The following is a 20,982-nucleotide window of genomic DNA, read 5'->3' as shown; positions in this document are numbered from 1 at the left end:
AGCGCGGGGCCTATTTCTTTCTTGATTCCCAACAGGCAGCGTTCGTATCTGATCGCTTTTCTCAGAGGACAGCCGTGGCCGAGGAGATGTGACTCCCCGGAATGGTGTATAATCATTACCTGGTTGGTCAACCGACCGGCCATACCATAGCCAAACTGACGAACCCGAAGCGTCTGCTTCTGAATGCTGAACCCAGGGAATTCGTTGAGGAGTCCATCCATGCCGTTGGTTTCGCGCCTCTTGTTCGCCGTACCGATTGTCAGTGCATTCGGGCTTGCGCTCGCGGCTGAACCTGAGCTGAATCGTGAAATTCAAGGGAAAGTCCCCCTGACAGCCCATTCCTTCCCATTGGAAGACGTCCGTCTGCTGCCCAGCCCATTCCTGCACGCAATGCGCAAAGATGCAGAATTTCTGCTTTCACTCGATCCAAACCGTCTCTTGCATACTTTTCGAATCAATGCGGGATTTCCTAGCCAGGCGACTCCCCTCGGCGGGTGGGAGCATCCTGATTGTGAACTCCGCGGGCACTTCATGGGCCATTATCTGTCGGCCTGTTCCTTCATGTATGCTAGTACCGGTGATCTCCAATTCCGGGAACGGGTTCGCTACTTAGTGCAGGAACTGGCAAAGTGCCAAGAAAAGTTGAGCAACGGCTATCTCAGTGCATTTCCAGAAGAGTTTTTTGACCGGGTTGAAACCACCGGACGGGTTTGGGCTCCCTATTACACGCTCCACAAAATTCTGGCGGGATTGCTCGACAGCTATGTGTACTGCGGTAATCAGCAGGCACTGGAAGTAGCCAAAAAGCTTGGGGATTGGGTGATCGTTCGGAATAGCCGTCTCACCGATGAGCAGATGCAACGAATGCTGAACGTGGAACACGGCGGGATGAATGAGGCCCTTGCCAACCTTTATGCGTTAACCGGTGAGAACAAATACCTGCAAATTGCTGAACGATTCAACCATCTGGCAGTGCTCAAGCCCCTGGCCGAGGACAAAGACGTATTGACCGGGCTGCACGCCAACACCCAGATTCCCAAGTTTATCGGCGTTGCCCGGCTGTACGAGTTGACAGGAACACCGTGGTATCATGATGCGGCGCTTAACTTCTGGAAGTATGTTGTCCACGAACGATCTTACGTGATCGGTGGAAACAGCAACAACGAGTATTTCACGCCCAAAGATCGGCTTTCGGAAGCCCTCGGTCCCAACACTGCAGAAACCTGTAACACGTATAACATGCTCAAGCTGACCAGACACCTTCTGCTCTGGGAAATGTCACCTGAATATGCCGACTACTACGAGCGTGCCCTTTACAACCACATCCTTGCATCGCAGAATCCAGAAACTGGAATGATGTGTTACTATGTTCCGTTACAACCGGGTTCGCGCAAGACTTATTCCACCCCCCTGGACTCGTTCTGGTGCTGTACAGGCACCGGTATTGAAAACCATGCGAAATATGGCGAAAGCATCTACTTTCATGACGGCCGCGATACCCTATATGTGAACCTGTTTGTTCCGTCGGAACTCAAATGGCACCAAAAAGCTGTGACAGTCCGAATGGAGACGCAATTTCCCGATTCGGATACGGTGCATCTATACGTCGAACCACAGTCACCCACGCAAGTGACCCTTGCTGTCCGCTGGCCAGGGTGGTGCATTCAGGGATACTCCATTCTGGTCAATGGATCTCCGTGGACTTTAGAAAATCATCCAGGCCAGTTCGTGCGGATCGCACGAACATGGACCTCGGGCGACCATGTAGAAATCCGCGTGCCCATGCAGTTGAGGGTCGAGTCGTTTCGCGACAATGCTGACCGGTTTGCTATCCTTTATGGACCGGTGGTCCTCGCGGCTATCGTGCCGGATAGATTCGGCCAATCATTTTCCGCTGCACATCTGGTTGGGGGTGAAATTAGTACTGCCTCCTTCGGTCTTCTCGCAGCCGTCGCAGAGCGAATCGATTTGGCAGCCTTCAAACCGGTCGAGGGACAGCCGGGATGCTGGACTGCGCCCAGGGGATTATTCCGATCGCTGAGCGACACTGAGGAGTTAGAAATCACACTTGAACCGTTCTATAAGGTCCATGGCTCCCGGCGTTATGTGGTGTATTTCGATCGAGTATCTCCGTCACAATGGGACAAAATTGTTAGTGAATATAAACAGGCAAAGAAAAAATGGGAAGAAATTGAGAAACGAACGATTGACCGTGTTATCGTTGGCGATCCCACAAGCGAAAGAGAACATTCTCTCTCGGGAGAAAGGACCGAGAGCGGAACGTTCGCGGGCCGAAGGTGGCGGCATGCCGTCAATGGTGGATGGTTCGCCTACACGCTGAAAGTAGCTAAGGGCGACGAGCAATCCCTCCTCGTAGAATACTGGGGCAGCGACGTTGGGAATCGGGTTTTTGACATCATGGTTGATGGAACACGGCTTGCCACGCAGCGGTTGGCCAATAACCGGCCTGGCCGCTTTTTTATCGAGCTTTACCGCTTGCCACCCGAGCTTGTAAAAGATCGCGAAACGATCACCGTGGGTTTTCAGGCCCATCCGGGTGCCATGGCGGGGGGGATATTTGACTTACGAGTTGTCAACATGTCAGCCGATCCGGGCAGGAAGGTCACCGCTCCAGAATCTGAGCCATAATCGCCTTCCGAGCCGGTTGATGCACAAACTGTTTGCAGAACAGCTCGTTCACCCTGCGGAATTACTCGGCTTTTGGCTGAAGTCTTTGACTCTTGTTATGCCGCTGGCACAATTCTCTAAAAAAAGATGGCCCACGTGCGCTGCCATTGTGTTCATCCTTGCAGTGTACATCCCTTGCTTCCTGAAAGCGGGCTGGGTTTGTGATGACTGGATGATCATCGATCACTGGCGCCTGCATCCCCATTGGTGGGACACCGTGCGATCATGGTTTCCGCTTTTCTCTGCTCGCCCTTTGGCTCCCATTGTGCTGTCCACCATAACCAGCTTGTACTGTGACACTCCCCGCTGGTATGTCTGTTCTCAAATCCTTCTGCTTAGCGTGGCATGGGGACTGGTTTGGTACGTCTGGCACCGACTGTGCGGGGAGAAAGCCGCGGCGTTTTTTCTAACGGCCGTATATCTGCCTAGTATTGCTTCCACGCTTGTGTTTTCGCCAGGAATGCAACATCTCGCAGCCACGGCGTACGTGTTATGGGCGGCGTCACTGCTATGCCACGAAAGGGCAATGAGGCGACAGGGTCCCTGGCTGTTGCTGTCCGGAAGCTTAATCTTTCTTGGCATGCTGATCTATGAAATCTTTCTACCGTTACTCATTTTACAATGTCTCATGCCGATTTACTGGACAGACTCTTCCAAAACTGATCAATCCGCAAAAGCGATGGTTATCGAGTGTGCTTCACCGATCCACTGTGTGGTTGATCTCCACGTCTGGAAAAGCGTAGCCCGGACGACACTTCCTATCCTGGCCGCAGTTTTACTGGGCCTGGTCGTACAGAAGTTCGTGATGCCAAGATATTTTCCGGACATGTCCCGGCTGGCTCCGGGTGGTCTCAGTATGATGCTTCGAACATTTCTTTACTGGATTCATGCAATTCTTATCCAGGCGCCGATCCTCTGGGCCGACGGCCTTGTTCGAATGCATGAAGCCTGGGACGTATTGGCTTTAGCAGGCGCTCTGCTCGTCATAATCTCCCTTGTGCTGGTTAAATCTCCAACCGACAGTGCGAGGGAAACCATACACGACGCCAATACTGCATCTCAATCCGGCAACAAATCAGATCGCGTTTCACCCTATGCGGAGACAACGCCCGCTGGCCAGGGACGTCCCCAAACTAATCCCTTTTCCGCCCAATCTTGTCGAGTCCGGATGCTCAGAATCGTGTGCTGGATTTCTACGGCAATGAGCGTTTTGCTATTTGTGCTGTCTGGCAGTTATGCCGCCGTGTATGGCAACGACAACCGAAAGCTCTCCTCCCTGTGGGTTGCCGTTGCGCTCGCCGCGAGCACCTTTTGGGCACAAGCCCCTGCTCCCCAATCTTCTCGAAGAACGCGGTGGCTGCAGGTCAGTCTGTGTGGAGCGCTGCTTGTCAATGCCACATCCTTTTTACTGCAGCGCAATAATTATCTTCAGTCATGGCAGGCCCAGCAGATGCTTTTGACAACGATCAACCAGGAAACACAGCGTGTGGCAGTTCCCCAGGGAGCCGTCCTTCTCGTTGCTGTGCCACCTGTTGTTCCAACGAATCACAACGACGAATGCGTTTTCACACGCTCTTGGGACATCGCCTCCGCCCTGCGGATCGTGACCCACGACCACGTCGCAGATGCAGTCACGCTCTATCCCTGGCTTCTCGTTCAAGGCCGACTGATGGTCGATGGCCCTCGACTGGTGGTGGACAATCTCTGGCAGACTGACGTGAGCCGAGAAAGCGTTTTTTTCATTGGCTGCGAATTAAAACAGTGTCGACCGGCCGGCATAAAGGACTTTTTGTATCGATCGTTGGGAACGTTGCCTCCTGTCATCGTCGAACTGCGGGAGCCATGCGAACCCGTGAAAAACGATGAAGAATTGCTGCACGTCGTACGACTAGCGACAGAATCTTTAAACGTTCACCCGCCAATGTCCCTTCCTGCCAAAGTCACCCAGCGGTGGGCGGAGTGGATACGAACAGTCCTCCTCGGCAAACCGGCCGTGCCTTTGCACGAGCGGGTTTTCCATCCCACAATAATAGAGCAGGAGCATTACTCCAGTGGGCATAAGGGAACCACTCATGGCCGCTAAACCACGTTCTGTTGAACCCAATTTCGTTGCTGTCGATGTGGGAGGCACGAAAATTCTCGGCGCGCTTGCCGATCGACGCGGGGTCGTCCATGCGCGGGAGCGGCTTCCCACACCGCGGACGGATAATCCGGCCGAAATTGTCGAAGTGATCGAAGGCGTCATCGCGGCGGTACTCAAAGAGGAGGGGCTGAGCCACCGCGACGTGGCGGCCATTGGGGTCGCGGTACCGGGCGTCGTGGACCCCAAAAAAGGAATAGTTGTCCGTACACCCAACAGTTGCCTTTCCGGCGTCCAGCTCGTCTCTCACCTGGAATCCCGCTTTGGGTGCCGAGTCATTCTGGGAAACGACTGCAATCTTGGTACACTGGGTGAAGTGTGGCTAGGCGCTGCTCGCGGGGCCAAAAGCGCGATGGGAATTTTTGTCGGTACTGGGATCGGGGCAGGGTTTTCGCAAAAGAAGAAAATCTGGCGAGGTGCCCGGGAAGTGGCCGGCGAAATCGGTCACATTGTTATGGAAATTGGGGGACCACTCTGTGGATGCGGAAACCGCGGATGCTTTGAAGCTCTCGCCGGTCGGGCAGCCATCGAGCGCGACATCCGAGAGGCGGTGGCCAAAGGCGAGTCAACGTTGCTTACCGAGATCCTCGATGGAGACCTGAGTGTTATTCGGAGCAAAGCCCTCAAGGAGGCTCTCGAAAGAAGCGACCCACTCGTTGAACGGATCATGCGGCGCGCAGCCGAGATTATCGGTTACGCCTGTCTCACCGTGCGGCACCTCCTTGATCCGGAGTGGATCGTGCTCGGAGGTGGCGTCATGGAGGCATGCGGGGACACTCTTTGGCCGACAATTCAGGCCATCGTCAACTCCGACCAGCTCCCTGGCGCCTGTGAGCGTGGTGGCCTCTGCTTGTCTGCGCTCGGAGATGATGCGGTCGTCCTGGGAGCAGTTGCCGCGGCCGCCAGAAAAGTGGGGATCAATGTGTTCAAATCTCTGCGTGACATCAAGTATCCCCCTGTGGAGGATTGCCGCCCTGGCACTATCATCGTTAATGGCCAACAGTACGAGGAAGACGTGGTCGTCTTGAGCCACGGCCGGGTTAAAAAGGCAGGCTCGAAACTCGCGAATGACAGCGAAGCATGGTTGTCTGAGGAACTCCTCGCAATGCTGACGCGGGGTGGGGTGGAGACCGCTATTCTTGGGCTGGGGTTTGAAGTGAGGAACGCCGACATCAGTAAAGCCTATGAATTCTTCGCTCGAAGACGAGTCAGTCTGCTTGCTTTACCCACCCCACAGGCCGTGCTAGCATACGAGCGATCGAACGCGCGTCGGTCGGCCTATTTCTGCATTTCCCGATAGCCGTAACATTCTGCGCGAAGCGACACGGTGGGTTGGCCAAGGCCGTATTGCAGGACAGCCACGACAAGAGAATAAAAATGAGTCCACGACCTCCGCAATCAATGTGCAACAGGGTCTGTTTTCATGCCGCCATTCTAATGGCAATGTTGGTTTGTCATCCAGTTGTGGCGGGGGATTTGCAAATCACGTACTTTCAGCCTGCCTGCCCTATCTGTCGCGCCGAGCGGCCCTGCACGCTTTCCGTCACCATTCGTAGTAATGGAGGCGAACAGGACATTGAAGGCATACTCGAACTTGTTCTGCCGTCACAAGTGCGCGTGATTGAAGGAAATGTTCGTCAGCCCTTTCGTTTCAAAAACGGTGCTAGCGAAATCTCGACCTCGTGGACGGTGGAGGCATCAGAAGCCGGACGCCATAATATAGTGGTCATTGCACAATATCAGCAAGGCGCGGTCCGGCAATCTCTTTCCCTTCTATTTCTCCCGGCTCTTTCGATTCCTCAGACCAAACAAATACCGCCACCCCAGCCCGTGGTCACTGATATCCTTGTCGGCGCCCACAATTGCCCCCTATGGGAAGTGGACAATCCTGAGATCTGGCGGAATCTGCTTAAGCATCCTGAAAGGACTCCGGTGTTGGGCTTTTACGGCCAGGAGGAGCCCGAAGTGGCCGATTGGGAGACGAAATGGGCTGTTGAACATGGGATCTCGTTTTTCGTGTATTGCTGGTACCGGGCAAGACAGGGCGGACCGGTTGAGATGCGACATTCCAGCGCGCTTCACGAGGCTTTCTTTCATTCACGATTCCAGGACAAGTTGCGTTTCGCCATTATGTGGGAGAATCAGGCCCGTGGCCGTGCCGGCGTCGCTGACGAGCGGGACTTCTTGGAAAACCTTGTGCCTTTTTGGATTTAAACCTACTTCAAACGCCCCAATTACCTGGTGATAGACGGCAAGCCTCTTCTTTTTGTATATCGACCCGAGTTTCTTGTGGACGACTTAGGCGGGGTGGACAAAGTGGCCTCGGCCTTCGAAAAAGCGCGGCAATTGTGCCGAGAAGCTGGTTTTGCGGGGCTGTATCTTTTGGGAGAATACCGAGGCACCGATCCTCGCCATCTTCAACTCATGAAAGACCTCGGACTGGACTACACCTTTGCCTATGTGTGGCCAGTGCGCGATAATCCCACACCCCAGCAGGCGGTCGAAGCACAACTCTCTTACATCAAGCGTACGCAGGAGCTTGGGATCATCCCCCAGGTGATCACCGTATCGCAAGGATGGAGCGGATGGCAAGACGAGGGCTCAATCTGGAAACTGCCGCCGCCGGATTTCGAGGAACTCCTCCGGCGTGCCAAGGCCATCGCTGCTTCTTTTCCCAAGGACCAGTTAGGAAGCCGCTTGATTCTTCTGGATAACTGGAATGAATGGGGCGAAGGGCACTATATCGCGCCTCACCGTGAGTTCGGATTCGAATACCTCGATGCAGTTCGCCGTGTTTTTTCCACCGCACCCTTTCAACACACCGACTTGATTCCTGAGGACGTGGGCCTGGGACCGTACGATACGCCCGTCCAGCAATACTACGAGAAGCAACGTACACTCATTTCGCAAGCGCGACGCCGGGTCATCGTTCCAAAGGCAGACCCAGCGCTCGTGGCATGGTGGACATTCGACGAACCTCCGCAGGAAGAAGTGGCTTTCGATTATTCCGGGCACCGGCTCGGAGGAATTCTCCACATGATTTCCCGTGTCAAAGGGCACCGAGGCTGGGCTATTGATTGTCAGGGAGGGTGTGTCATTGTGCCCCTCGACAAGCCACTCACTGGGTGCACGCAGTTCACCGTGGAGTGCTGGGTGCGCACAGAGACCCCAGGGCAGGATAACAGGTGGATTATCAACTGTGTCTTCGGAGGATTGGAAACCACAGGATTTAGGCTGGGTTTGATAAAAGGAAAGCCTTGCTTCCAGATTCCTGTGACGCCGTGGAGTCACCACCTGGTTGGACAAACAGCCTTAAATGTTGGCACATGGGTTCATCTTGCGGCCACCTTTGACGGCGATTTCATGAAGCTGTACATGGACGGCCGTCACATTGGCAGCCTGGAGCGCCGCGCAGCGATCACTTTCAATAACCGTTACCTCGTGCTGGGCAACTACGAGAAGGATCACCCTGCCCACTTTATCGGGGCGCTTGACGACGTCCGCATTTACTCGCGTGTTCTTTCACCAGACGAAATTTCTGCTCATGCTCAAGCTGACTCGCCGTGAGTCTTTAAAGTCCTGCTGCCATTCTCCTTGTATAGAAACGCAAATCACTTGGGGAAAGTTGAACGGTCACAACCAGGTGAGACGGCCCCAATAAAGGCACTTTTCAAATGTATTATTGCCTAGCATAATTGCCTATTTTAGGAAATGCGGCATTGTTGCTCCAGCCTACCATGAAACACATTGAGCCCCAACTATGACTGTCTCGCTGCTCCTCGCAGGGTTATTTTTGGTCGCCTGCTTATACTCTTCCGTAGGCCATGCGGGAGCGTCCGGCTATTTGGCCTGGATGGCTCTTCTTGGATTCGCGCCGGAAGAGATGCGGCCAACGGCTCTTCTGCTCAATGTCTTTGTAGCAACCATCGCTACTCTTCGTTTCAGCAGCGTGCGCCCTCGCTGGCGGTTCCTGTTGTTTTTGCTTGCTGGCTCCGCTCCCCTTGCATTCATCGGGGGATTTGTGCCGGTAGCCCCAGTAGTCTACCGCCCCCTTGTGGCGATCGTCCTCTTCACTGCCGCTGTGCGAATGCTCGTGGGCCAATCGTGGGAAAAAAGCTCGGTCAGGCCGTCACCCCCAGCATTTCTGCTTCTGCTAACAGGAGCTTTGCTCGGACTTCTTGCCGGGCTTACTGGCACGGGCGGGGGAATATTTTTGACGCCTATCCTCATTTTGACGCGATGGACGTCAGCACGAGAGGCCGCAGCCATCACAGCCCCATTTGTCCTAATCAACTCAGTTTCTGGGCTCCTGGGAGTTGTGGCGGGCCTTCAATCGATGCCACCCTATTTGTTGCCTGCGGTAGGAACGGTGGCACTGGGTGGACTTCTCGGGTCAACACTCGGCTCGACCTGGTTCAGTGATCTCTGGCTGCGCCGGGCTCTCGGCGTGGTGCTGGTGATCGCAGCTTTGAAACTTCTTTTTGTTCGGTAACGTGTATCGCGTTTGGGTGCCAGTCGTTTGCCCCTCGACGCGCCTTGACGCCCCATGTGGGTGAAGTTAGAATTCTTTGTACATTTAGCCAATCACGTAAATGTTGCCAGCTTAGGTGCCACCATTAGAGAGGTTCCATGTCGCGCCCGATCAACACGGTATCCCGAATATTGAAAAGCCTAGCCGAGCCCACTCGGTTGCGGATTTTGGTGCTCCTCCACCATGGGGAGCTGTGCCTGTGCGAAATCGCCGAAGCCCTTGACTTGACGGGAGCCACCGTATCCCGTCACTTAACCATCCTCGAAAGAGCGCAACTAGTCCGTAAACAAATCCGGCACCGCTGGCATTTCTTTAGCCTCGAGTTGGACCAATTGCCGCCAGGATGGCAAAAAACCGTGCAGACTATTCTCGACACGGTGGAAACAGATGCACAAATCGCGATCGATCGCGAGCGTCTGAAAATCTGTCTGTCACGAAACAGGAAGTATGCTGCCTGCCGTTCCCCGGAAGTGCCCCAACCGCTCGTGTCGCTGACATGCAATGAAAAAGTCTAGCTGATCGGGGCCCAACCTTTCGAGACCGGGCCGTTTTACCAACCCGTACGGCTCTCCTTCAAACGTAATCGCCACTCCCGAGGAACTTTAAGGAGGGACTGTCGATGAACCGTGATATTTCTTCCCGTGTACCGGAGTACCCAGAAGAACTCACCAATAATGCTCACAGTTCTTCAGATTCGCTGACCGGCGGCCGAACCATCAAACCGGATTCAACTGAGACCACCTGCCGGGCAGATGTGAAACGGCTGAACTTTTTTGAGCGATATCTGACCGTGTGGGTCGGCTTGTGTATGATAGCGGGCGTTCTGCTCGGCAAAGCTCTTCCAGATTTTATCAACGTCTGCCGCGAATGGGAATTTGTGAAAGGCAGCCAAATCAATGTCCCGATCGCCGTCCTCATCTGGCTCATGATCATCCCCATGATGATGAAGGTAGACTTTGCCGCCATCAAGAATGTGGGACGGCGTCCAAAAGGGTTGCTCATCACACTGTTTATCAATTGGGTGGTGAAACCCTTTTCGATGGCCCTTTGGGCCTGGCTGTTTTTCCGCTATGTGTTTGGATACTGGATTAATCCTGATGATGCCAACCAGTATATCGCGGGGACTATTATTCTTGCGGCGGCTCCCTGCACGGCCATGGTGTTTGTGTGGAGCTATCTCACCGAGGGCGACCCGGCGTATACGCTTGTCCAAGTGTCACTGAACGATCTGATCATGCTCGTCCTGTTTGCCCCAATTGTGCGATTTCTCGTCAGTGGTGCCTCCTCTCTCCAGGTACCATTCCAGGTGCTGTTCTATTCGGTCGTTGTATTCATTGTGATTCCCCTCACGGCAGGCATCATCCTGCGACGGGTGTTCATCACCTCCCGGGGACAAGAATGGTTTGAGAAAGTCCTGCTCCCGCAGTTGGCTCCCGTCAGCATGGTCGCCCTTTTGGTCACTCTGGTCCTCATTTTTGCTTTCCAGGCGGACAACATCACAAACAAGTTCTGGCACGTGGTCCTGATCGCCATTCCCATCTTGGTGCAGGTGTACTTCAACTCGTCGCTCACCTATGCCCTTATGTGGCTTTTCCGCGTACCGCATAACGTGGCGGCTCCCGGTGCACTTATCGGAGCCAGTAACTTTTTTGAGCTGGCCGTCGCAACCGCTATTGCGCTCTTCGGGCCAGGATCGGGTGCTGCTCTCGCCACAGTGGTGGGTGTCCTCATTGAAGTACCCGTCATGCTTTCCGTGTGCAGCTTTTGCAATCGGACGCGTCATTGGTTCGCAGCCTACCGCTGATTTAACGTTCAAATTCATGTCTGTTCCGAGGATTACCCTATGGCCGCCCTGCGGATCATTTGGCAACGCCTCGTGGACGACCACGGAAATACCTGTGACCGCTGCGGCGCCACAGAATTGGCCGTCGAGGAAGCGGTCCGCGCACTGAGCCAAACTCTGAAAGCCCTGGGAATAAACGTGGTCCTGGAAAAGAAGGCACTTACTTCCGCAGAGTTCGATCGCGATCCTCTACAATCCAACCGCGTTTATATCCAGGAAAAGCCCCTGGAAGATTGGCTCGGGGCTACCGTGGGAAAGAGTCCATGTTGCTCCGTTTGCGGCGACGCCGAGTGCCGGACACTCGTTGTCGAGGGCACCCCTTACGAATCAATCCCTGCCGAACTGATTATCAAAGCCGGTTTGCTCGCGGCAGCCGAAATAGTTCAGCGTACAAGAGCCCAGTCGGCCTGTTGCCAAGCCGGTTCAGATGGGAGCTCTCACTCCTGCTGTAACTGACCAACCCTACCAGGGTTCATATGCTGTCAAGCTGCACAACGCTTGATGCAAAGGAACCACCGCACGTGCGCCAGGGAGAACGGATGCCGGCCAGAGGCGAATTGCCAGTCCCCTTCCTCGATACTCGGTGCACCTTGAACGCTTTGCCAAAAATTAGGGAGCGAAATTTACCGAGACTGAGAAAGTGATGAAACAAAAACGTCCTGAGCAATTTTAATAAGGTAGACAATCTATAAAAAATACCGACTTGTAGTTTGCGCGACGGTGTACTGTTCGTTAAAAGCTCGTCTTCCGTGAGGCCGGTACATTGTGCAAAGAACCAGAATACACAAGCTTGGCAATTTGTCTACCTGGACGAGTCGAAGTTTTCGTTACCTTTCTCACGTCAAAAGCGTGACGATGCCGATGACAGTGCCAGACTTTTTACCGCGTCATGCTCGCTGCGTGAATCACAAACTTTGGAGACCTGATCGATAAAATAGCTTACGAGAGATGCTACAGTGGGAGAGCCGGTGCCCGGGATGAAGCGCCTCCTCATCATCACCGAATCTTTTCCACCCCGGCGAACGAGCGGCAGCTTTCGGATCGAGGGTTTCTTCAAGTATCTGCCCCAATGCGGAATTCTGCCCGCCGTCTTCACAGCGAGTTCCCCGACACTTGCCCCTTACCCCGACAACGACTTCACTCCGCCTTCCCACACAGTCTTTAGTGTGCCATGGTATCCGCCCAACAAGCGATGGAAGTCCTTTCCGCTCAAGGCGTTCCTGCGTGTATTCCCGGTTGGGTGGTGGCTGGTACGGCACCTGGAGCGGCTGGAAATTGTTCAGCGTTTGAGGCGTTCCCTCCTCGCTGTGGCATCGCAATTTCGGCCTGATGCAGTGCTGGCCTCGGGGCCTCCCCCCATTGCCTATCTACTCGGAGAAGTGGTTCACGACGCCTTGCGCATTCCACTCATCCTGGATTTCCGTGACCCGTGGAGCGCCTTTCACAACACGTATTATCGACATTGGATCGATTATCTTTTCGAACGTTCATATGAGGCGAGGCTGCTCCGGAAAGCGGCGCTCGTTCTCGTGAACACAGCCACTTCGGCGAGGCTATTCCAAACTCTTTTGCGCGTTCCCAGAAGTAAGGTGGCCGTTTTGACCAATGGCTACGATGAGGACATCTTTGCATCTGCTGAGTCAATCCCTCGTGTTTTCCCGCCCAATCAGTTCACCATTCTGTATTCTGGGGCTTTCACCAGACCAGACCGTCACCCGAGACTGCAACCATTTTTTCGGTTTTTTGGGTTCCAGTATCAGCCCCTGCAGACGTGCAACGGGTTCCGCTGGCCCGGCTACTTTCTAGAAGCCCTCAAGCAGGTTCTCAGCAACCATCCGCAGTGGGCCAAGACTTTACGTGCGGTTTTTGTTGGGCACTTCTCGCGAGAGATTCTCCAGTTGCTGAAAAGCTTTCCTGTACCGTCAGTAGTGACAGTTCGCCCCCCAGTGTCGGAGACGCTCTCTGTGCGGATGATGCTCGACGCGAATCTCCTCCTCTTGCTCCAGGTGGGTCAATGGTACCGCGGTCAAGATTTTCTTCCCATGATCCCCGGCAAGCTCTACAGTTATCTTCGCTCCGGTACACCGATCCTCGCGCCTGTCCAGAAAAGCGATATATGGGATCTTATCCGGGACCTAGGGGCTGGCGAAGTGATGGAACCCGCCGACGTGCCCGCGATCGCCGGGGCGATCACACGTCACTTTTTAGCGTGGCAACAACGAGGAGCAGTCCGCCATCTCCCTCCGCCTGGCATCCACAGATTTGAGCGTCGTGAGCTCACCCGTCGGCTCAGTGAGCTATTGCATCGGCTTTGGGAATTTCAGCAGTCGTTACCAGCTGCGAACGCCGATCTCACCAGTTCACCTGCGCCGGATCTGATTTTCGGAAACCTATCCACCAGAATTGGGCCGGTTTCACCAATGGAAATGCCGAGGAGCTGATATTGGACAAAAGGCAGAAGCGTGGCAAAGGACTCAAACTGCTCTTGCCGGTTCGAAAAATGGTGGATAGGATTGGCCCCCAAACGGCTAAAACGCGAAGCAGCTTGCAACGGTTTCGACATTGAAGAGAGCAGGTCCGAATGAGGAACTTTGCGGAGACTACGGGGGCACGCTTTTCAGGTTAGGATCCTCGGGCATGGTACGATTCTTTAGTCAACTATCGCATAAACTTCGCACCACCGTACTCAAGAAAAGCGCCGCATTTTACCATCGGGAACGGGTGCGCCAGTTATGTGCGGAGTCAGGCATACCGCCCGATCGCTATCCTCTCGAACTCTTGGAAACACTTCTCTCCATACGCGCGCTGGTCACGAATGTTCCACCGGTGCTCCTCGACGTGGGCGCCCACCGGGGCATTTTTGCACAACTCGCCCACCGTCTCATTGGTTTCCGACGGATCATCTGTATCGAAGCAGACAAAGACCTTGTGGCGGAAATTCGCCATCGCAATCCGTCCAGCAATGTGACGATTATCTGTGCCGCACTCGATGAACGTGAGTCAGCGGTACCGTTTTACGTGCATCATGACCGAACCATGAGTTCGCTGGTTCCCGCCGATCAGACCATTCTCAAAGAAAAGTTCCCCAACGACGCTCCCGAACCCATCGCGGTGCGAATGGTGCACACGAAAACACTCGATCAAATTGTTGAGCAGATTCCAGACCTGCACGGTTCTTTTTTCCTTAAGCTGGACACCCAGGGCAATGAATTGCGAATCCTTCGAGGAGCACCAGACACTCTCATGCGAACCGAGGTCATACTCACTGAGTTTATGTTTTATTCACCTTACCGAACGGACTATTCTTTTCGAGACCTCGTGGACTTTCTATCGGACCACGGATTCGAATGTGCGGGAGCCCTTTCTCTGACCAGGCGCCCCAGCCACGAAATATCGGCCGTCGATTTCCTTTTCAAGCGGCGCGAGGTTGCAACACACTCCGAGCCTGCTGCAGCCGCATAATTACCCCCAAGCGGCGACCGCACTAGGCGGAAAATGGAGCGCCACGCATATTGTGACCGAGCCGGGCGGGTCGGCTGTCGAAAAACTACGGGAATTAAGCGCTGGGCGGGGACCCGTACGGGGGGCGAATGTATGCGTGCGGAGTCCCCCCATGAAAACCGCTATTGAATTTGCCCCGCAGGCGGCGCCATCGGCTGAGTGGGCGTCCCTCACATTGACGAGATTTCTCTCCGGGCCCCCCGTTTTTCAAGAATCAGACAATAGGCGGCGGTCCGGCCCCGCCGCGGGCTTACACGCTGGTTCTCATCCCCGATGTCCTCGACAGGAGAATCCAGCCTGGAAAGGTATTGGATCTCGTATTGCCGCCGATAAAGTCGCCCAACGGGTATCGAGCGATGGAAAAACGATCGGCTATTAAGGTGCTTCTTCGCCATTAAGGTTGAACCGATGCACAACTAGTAAAATTGCACCGGTTGATGACGCACAGGCGTCCCAAAAACACATCAGCCCCCGTGCCACATCGGTGGCACATGGACTCTTGTTTCCTCGTAATGGGCTTGATAACTTGATTGAAGTTTTCCCAATTTGGATGACTCAGCTTTTAAAAAAAGGAGGAAGGCCTCTATGACGCGTTCACAACAAGAATCCGGCAGGCTGAACCGACGGTCATTCCTTGTGAAAACCGGTGCCATGGGGCTGGCCACAGCCGCAGTGGTGCAACGTTTCGCCCACGGCGCGTTAACACAGGACATGGAGGTCAATATTGGGCTGATCGGTTGTGGAGGCCGGGGTACGGGTGCGGTGCTTAACGCGCTGGGAGCCGCGACAAAGGTCATTTATCCGGCCACGGGTTACCACACCGAAGACGTGGCCGAAAACGCAACGGTTGTTCGTAAGAATATCAAAGTGGTCGCCCTGGCCGATCTGTTTCCGGATCGTCTTGAGGCCTGTCGTGCCAACCTCCAGAAATTAGGCCGAGACGTGCCGCCCGAGCGATGCTTCGTCGGGTTTGACGCGTACAAGCAACTTCTAGCGGTCCCGGAGGTCAATTATGTGATTCTGGCCACCCCGCCACACTTTCGACCCGTGCATCTCATGGCGGCAGTTGAGGCAGGTAAACACGTTTTTATGGAAAAACCGGTGGCCGTCGACGTTCCAGGGGTCAAATTAGTTCTCAAGGCCGGTGAGTTGGCCAAGCAAAAGAACCTCGGAATCGCGGCAGGCACTCAGCGCCGTCACGAAAAAAGCTATCAGGAAACGATTCGCCGCATCCACGACGGGGCAATCGGTGAGATTATCTATGCCAAGTGCTACTGGAATGGCGGAGAAATCTGGGTGGTGGACCGGCAGCCGGGTTGGTCCGACATGGAGTGGCAATTGCGTAACTGGAACTACTTCACATGGCTTTCCGGAGACCATATCGTGGAGCAGCATGTCCACAATCTCGACGTGATCAATTGGGTACTTGGAACTCATCCCATTCGTGCGGTCTCCGGGTTGGGCGGCCGACAAGTCCGCACCGATCCCAAATATGGAAACATCTATGATCATTTCGCCGTGGAATTTGAGTATCCAAACGGGGTCACTGTATTCAGCCAGTGCCGGCAGATAAACGGATGTCAAAACATCGTCAGCGAATTTGTTAAGGGTTCGCTCGGCGAAAGTGACTGCCGCCAAGTGATCCAAACGAAGAATGAACGGTGGCGTTACCGCGGTCCGAACCCCAATCCTTACGAACAGGAACACGAAGACCTCATCGCAAGCATTCGCGAGGGAAAACCCATAAACGAGGCCGAAAACGTTGCCATCAGCACCATGACCGGCATCCTCGGGCGAGAAGCCGTGTACAGTGGCCAGTCCATCACGTGGGACGATGCAATGCAGTCCACCACGAGATTAGGTCCGGAAAAGTACGAGTTCGGGCCATATCCGGTCGCGCCCGTCCCTATGCCCGGGCGGTACCGCTTCGTGTGATTGTTGGATGGCCCATCGAACAAGCGGCTCATAATCGGTGGCGTTGTGCCCGACTGCACGGCGCGATCCGAGAGAAATTCCCATTGACGTTGGCCAGTGACTCTGAAGTTATTCACGCCGTAATCCCATAGCTGGCTGTTGGCGGGCAATCCAGCGGCCAGCCACGTGGCCTGTTGCAAAGCCGATCAGCAGCATGAGCGCCCCGACAGTAATGGCAGCCTGCCATGGCACATGGCCGCGTCCTGACAAGAGTTGCGGGGCCACCGCCAGCAGCGAAGAAATTACACCGATTCCGAGCCCCAGGAGAAGTACGATCATATTTTCAACTAACACCAATAAATGTACCCGATTGGCTGAAAACCCTACCGCACGAAGTAGGGCAATTTCCGTCTGTCTTTCGACAACCCCGCGAAAAACGACGGCCCCCAGGCCGATCGTGCCCAGCAAAAGTCCCAATCCGCCCAGGGACTGGAATGTGGATAGATAGGTGTTTTGTACAGCATAGAGAGCTCGCAATTTCTCTCGGGTGGAAACTAATTGCAGGCCCTCGGCGGCAAAGTTTTTTTCCAAAAATTGTTGAACTTTTGTCACCAGAGTTTTGTCTAACGGGCGCACGTCATCGGATGACCGAATTTCTATGAGAAAGTACCGGTAGCCGGCAACATCCGGGAACAACTCGCGGAACGTTCTTTCCCAAATGAGAATCCGTCCTTGAAAGATGCTATTATCTAAAAGCCCAACAAATTGAAAGGCGACTCGCTTACCCGTGGGTAGGACCATCTCGAAGTTTTCCCCAACGCCTCGCCATTTTTGAAACGCGTACTTGGCCGTCGCATCATCCACGATGGCTGGCACATGGACAACACCCTCTGCATCGATGACGGGTGGTCGTTTGAGCAACTCCCAAGGATTGCTGTCCGCTCTGTTTTCCGCAGATTTCATCACCGACGTGAATCGGAAACCGCCTCGCGCGATGACGTCGTCGTCAATCCCCAGGACAATCGGTTCCCGCGTCCGATAGAGGTTCAAACAACTTGCATCCTCTCCGGCACGACGACGCAGCGCATAGATGCGAACATTCTTCCACTCCACCAAATCAGCGTCACTTAAGCCCAGCGAGCGCCTAACGGCGACGCTATTCAGGTCGGAAAAAATCGGGTGATCGCTTTCACCGACAAGCCAGAACCCTCCGTCACCACTGGTGAAATCGGGCCCCCGGTCGCTGACGTCCAAATGAAAACTGCTTACTGAAATGACGAGAAATACTGCCAGGCCCATCAAAATGGTGCTCAGTGCCGATCGCGTTGGATTCCGCCCAAGATTTCTAGCAGCGAGACCGGTGATCCGACGAACAACGGCTTTCATTCGCAGCCAACCCCTGAACCATAGGACCAATATCTGCCACAGACCGAAAAGCATGAGTGCCCCCGATCCGAAAAAGGCGCCCGCCTGAGTTCGTTCGTCACTACCAAAACCGAGCCCAGCCAAAAGTATTGCCCCCACAAGTGCGATGACGGCGACCAGAATTCCAATGGCCCGACCGTACTCTCTGCCGGACTTTGTTCCGCCCATTCCCTCCGAGGCCCAAGTCCCCATCAACAGGACTTGCGGCGTGAAACGAACGAACCGCTGTGTCATGACAACCGTAACCAGGAGCGAACAGGCGATGCCCAACACAATACCGAGGATAATGGCAAACGGCGTGACAGCGAGGTGAAGAAATGGAACCCCCAGGGCGGGAAGCCATATCGTATGCAGTGCTTGGGTAAGCAGTTTCGCATATCCCACCCCGAGCAGAACTCCCCCCAAGGTTCCGACCACGGTTAAAACTGAGGACTCGCCGAGAAGCCAGAAAAGAACTCTTGTTCGAGGCCAACCGACGGCTCGTACGAGTCCCAGTTGATTGGCACGTTTTTCTACGTTGAGCACGAACAGAAGTCCAGTTAACAGTAAACTGGCTACAACAACAAACAGGTTAAAGGCCAGAAAAAGCACATCAAAGGGTGTGGTGCCCTGAGAAGCGTTGAGAGCCTGTTCTCTGACAGGCTGGAGTTGCCAGCCGAGTTCTCCCACGGATAACGTCAGCCGAGCACGAAGCGATTCTTCATCCAGCCCATTGGTCGGAAGAACGCGAATGCCTGTGGTTTTCCCATAGCGACTCGCCCAATGTTCTTCGGCAAATTCTGGGGAGACGAAAATCTTCGGTGTCGCCCGATACTGGGCCCAGTACTCTTCGTCCTCGCGCGTGACACGGGAAGGGTCAAATGGGAATGGCGGATCCCAATCGGCAATGGTCTTTTTGTCTGTCAGTCCGCGTACCTCGGGGACGAGTTCTGGATCGGCAGCGGCCCCTTGCAAACGTACAATGGCTTTCACTTTCAGCACAGCGGTTTCCCGCCGGATATCACCACCGTCTGTTTCGGGAGCAAAATAGGTAAGCGTGATCTGCTCGCCCGGTTTGACCTTCAGCCTTTGTGCCATCCATTCGTTGAGGACACATTCGTCTTCGGCTGGCGTCGTGACAGGGCGGTCCGCCGTGTCCAGGAAGGGGCCAAAAGGCGAATCAGACACAAGCGGGACCGCCGCCACAGTCGCATACCAGGCTTCGCCATTGGGACAAGTGACTCGCTCTGCCAAATAAATAAATACCCGTTGGAACTTCAGGTCTTTCACACGCTCCGTCACCGCTTTTTCAGTAGCCGGATCGAAGATCAACCTCTCCGTCGTCAGAAAGAGATAGCCCCTTCGCGTCCTGGTCACATGGAGCCCATAATCTTCGGGGGAGATAGAAAGCTGTGCTACTTCGGCAAGGGCCTTCCCCGTATCGTGTAAAAACTCAGCTTTCCTAGAAAACAAGACGACATTGGCGCCACCGGGCTGACCAATCTCTTCCGCAATCCATGCCAGATCCACGTAAGCATTGCGAGGAATTTCTTGCGACCCCGCTAGCTGGAACGCCCCTAGATTCTCATTCGTCACAATATCTACCACTACTGCGGCTGATGGCTTCACCACATCGGCGCGCCGCCCAAGGCTGCTCTCGGCTGGGATTCCGTGAAGCACCGGAAGCCACACAACAATTCGGTCACCTACCTTGGCGTGAAGTAATTCCGCGGTCTTTTCGTTGAGAACAATTTCTCGGCCCTGAGGTTGGCGAGTGGGTTTTACATGACCCAACGTCCAGAAGGCCGGGGGACAACCGATGATTTGCACTCCATTAGCACGGGCGGTTCTATCACCATTGCCTGATGGATTTTCCAGTGAAGCTGACACACGAATGACTGGCACGATCTGTGAGTACACGTGGGTCTTCTCCTGCCAGTCACGCGTGCAATCTTGACGAAGGAACCCCGCGGGAAAAAGAGCGTCGTCGACGGCACCAAGGCGATCGATAGCCTGATGACGTAAGCTGTGGCGAAGGGAATCGCCGAGTACAAGGGCTCCCACCAACACGGCGGTCGTCACGGCAACCGCCAGGACAACACCGATAAACGGCCAACAAAAATACCAGAGGGTCGCGCGAACCAACTTTCCAATCGAGAAAACCCGGCGCTTCGGATCCATGGAAGTCAGCCTCACGTGTTTTCCCACGTCAGTTGCCCGTTCTCAAGCCGACATCGTTTTCCGATCATGGCGGCTAAATGTTCGCTGTGAGTCACTACAATGAGGATGTTGTTTTGCTCCTGGTGAAGCTCAACAAGCAGCTGCGCTACGTGCTCACCTGTCGTTCGATCCAGGTTGCCTGTTGGTTCGTCAGCCAGAACGAGAGCAGGGCGCCGTATCAGAGCGCGGGCGAGGGCCACGCGCTGGCGTTCACCCCCCGACAGCTCGCCTGGCCTGTGCCAGATGCGATCCTTCAGCCCAACCCGCTCTAAAAGGGCCAGAGCCCACTCGATTTCCTCCCGCTCGGGTGCTCCCGATGCCAAACACGGTACAAGGACGTTCTCAAGGACCGTACACTGCGGCAAAAGATGATGGTCCTGAAAAACGAACCCGACGGTTCTATTTCGATAGCGGGAAAGTGCTGTTTCATCCATCTCGGAGACCACCTGGCCGTCCACCGATACACGGCCTTCTGTGGGCTGGTCCAATCCCCCGATGATGTTTAAGAGAGTACTTTTCCCAGACCCGCTCGGTCCCAGAATCGCTACGCGGTCTCCAGAGTGAAGTTCAAACTCTACATTATTCAGAACGCACACAGGCTGTCCTGGAGAAGGATACACCTTTTTCAGTCCGTGGACCGCTAACACCGTCATGTCTGCCGTCCCGTCTTAAAGAGGCTACACTTAAGCAATACCAGCTAGTGTCACTATACAGCTTTGAAATACCTCTGCAAAACCGCCC

Annotated in this window: 14 protein-coding genes; 12 read left to right on the top strand and 2 right to left on the bottom strand. The window is 54.5% G+C overall.

What is annotated here, in order from left to right; translation table 11 throughout:
- Nucleotides 1-219: 219 nt before the first annotated feature.
- From ABJK56_RS09480 to ABJK56_RS09425, 12 genes are all read left to right on the top strand, one after another.
- Nucleotides 220-2,649 (top strand): beta-L-arabinofuranosidase domain-containing protein, encoded by a 2,430-nt coding sequence (locus ABJK56_RS09480; RefSeq protein ID WP_347244424.1) that lies wholly within the window; start codon nucleotides 220-222, stop codon nucleotides 2,647-2,649.
- Nucleotides 2,650-2,668: 19 nt separating this feature from the next.
- Nucleotides 2,669-4,771 carry a hypothetical protein gene (locus tag ABJK56_RS09475; protein ID WP_347244423.1) on the top strand — a complete coding sequence of 701 codons (2,103 nt, stop codon included), beginning with the start codon at nucleotides 2,669-2,671 and terminating at the stop codon, nucleotides 4,769-4,771.
- Complete coding sequence (locus ABJK56_RS09470) at nucleotides 4,761-6,128, top strand: ROK family protein (RefSeq protein WP_347244422.1); 1,368 nt, start codon at nucleotides 4,761-4,763, stop codon at nucleotides 6,126-6,128. Before ABJK56_RS09475 ends, ABJK56_RS09470 begins: the two co-directional genes overlap by 11 nt.
- 77 nt (nucleotides 6,129-6,205) lie before the next feature.
- Nucleotides 6,206-7,042 carry a hypothetical protein gene (locus ABJK56_RS09465; RefSeq protein WP_347244421.1) on the top strand — a complete coding sequence of 279 codons (837 nt, stop codon included), beginning with the start codon at nucleotides 6,206-6,208 and terminating at the stop codon, nucleotides 7,040-7,042.
- Nucleotides 7,043-7,117: 75 nt separating this feature from the next.
- A complete protein-coding gene (locus ABJK56_RS09460; protein ID WP_347244420.1) occupies nucleotides 7,118-8,395 on the top strand; it encodes a LamG-like jellyroll fold domain-containing protein in 1,278 nt (425 codons plus the stop codon).
- Nucleotides 8,396-8,588: 193 nt separating this feature from the next.
- The gene (locus ABJK56_RS09455) at nucleotides 8,589-9,320 is read left to right on the top strand and encodes a TSUP family transporter (RefSeq protein ID WP_347244419.1); all 732 of its coding nucleotides are present in this window, start codon (nucleotides 8,589-8,591) and stop codon (nucleotides 9,318-9,320) included.
- A gap of 137 nt (nucleotides 9,321-9,457) precedes the next feature.
- A complete protein-coding gene (locus ABJK56_RS09450) occupies nucleotides 9,458-9,874 on the top strand; it encodes a metalloregulator ArsR/SmtB family transcription factor (protein ID WP_347244418.1) in 417 nt (138 codons plus the stop codon).
- A 104-nt stretch (nucleotides 9,875-9,978) separates the two neighbouring features.
- Nucleotides 9,979-11,163 (top strand): ACR3 family arsenite efflux transporter, encoded by a 1,185-nt coding sequence (gene arsB / locus ABJK56_RS09445; RefSeq protein ID WP_347244417.1) that lies wholly within the window; start codon nucleotides 9,979-9,981, stop codon nucleotides 11,161-11,163.
- Between the two features lie 39 nt (nucleotides 11,164-11,202).
- Nucleotides 11,203-11,658, top strand: a complete 456-nt coding sequence (locus ABJK56_RS09440; RefSeq protein WP_347244416.1) for a DUF2703 domain-containing protein — start codon at nucleotides 11,203-11,205, stop codon at nucleotides 11,656-11,658.
- A 521-nt stretch (nucleotides 11,659-12,179) separates the two neighbouring features.
- The gene (locus ABJK56_RS09435; RefSeq protein ID WP_347244415.1) at nucleotides 12,180-13,643 is read left to right on the top strand and encodes a glycosyltransferase; all 1,464 of its coding nucleotides are present in this window, start codon (nucleotides 12,180-12,182) and stop codon (nucleotides 13,641-13,643) included.
- A 196-nt stretch (nucleotides 13,644-13,839) separates the two neighbouring features.
- Entirely contained in the window at nucleotides 13,840-14,664 is an 825-nt protein-coding gene (locus ABJK56_RS09430) for an FkbM family methyltransferase (protein WP_347244414.1), read from the top strand.
- Nucleotides 14,665-15,288: 624 nt separating this feature from the next.
- Nucleotides 15,289-16,638, top strand: coding sequence for a Gfo/Idh/MocA family oxidoreductase (locus ABJK56_RS09425; RefSeq protein ID WP_347244413.1), 1,350 nt, complete (start codon nucleotides 15,289-15,291; stop codon nucleotides 16,636-16,638).
- 108 nt (nucleotides 16,639-16,746) lie between these two features.
- Here ABJK56_RS09425 and ABJK56_RS09420 read toward each other — a convergent pair whose 3' ends face one another.
- Both ABJK56_RS09420 and ABJK56_RS09415 read right to left on the bottom strand, forming a co-directional pair.
- Nucleotides 16,747-20,202: an ABC transporter permease gene (locus ABJK56_RS09420; RefSeq protein ID WP_347244412.1), complete on the bottom strand. Its 3,456-nt coding sequence runs from the start codon at nucleotides 20,200-20,202 to the stop codon at nucleotides 16,747-16,749.
- 11 nt (nucleotides 20,203-20,213) lie between these two features.
- Nucleotides 20,214-20,894: an ABC transporter ATP-binding protein gene (locus ABJK56_RS09415; RefSeq protein ID WP_347244411.1), complete on the bottom strand. Its 681-nt coding sequence runs from the start codon at nucleotides 20,892-20,894 to the stop codon at nucleotides 20,214-20,216.
- Nucleotides 20,895-20,982 lie beyond the last annotated feature (88 nt).

Origin of the sequence: Thermogutta sp. (assembly GCF_039793925.1) — a bacterium.
Lineage (GTDB): Bacteria > Planctomycetota > Planctomycetia > Pirellulales > Thermoguttaceae > Thermogutta.
This window is presented reverse-complemented; position numbering and strand designations above follow the sequence as displayed.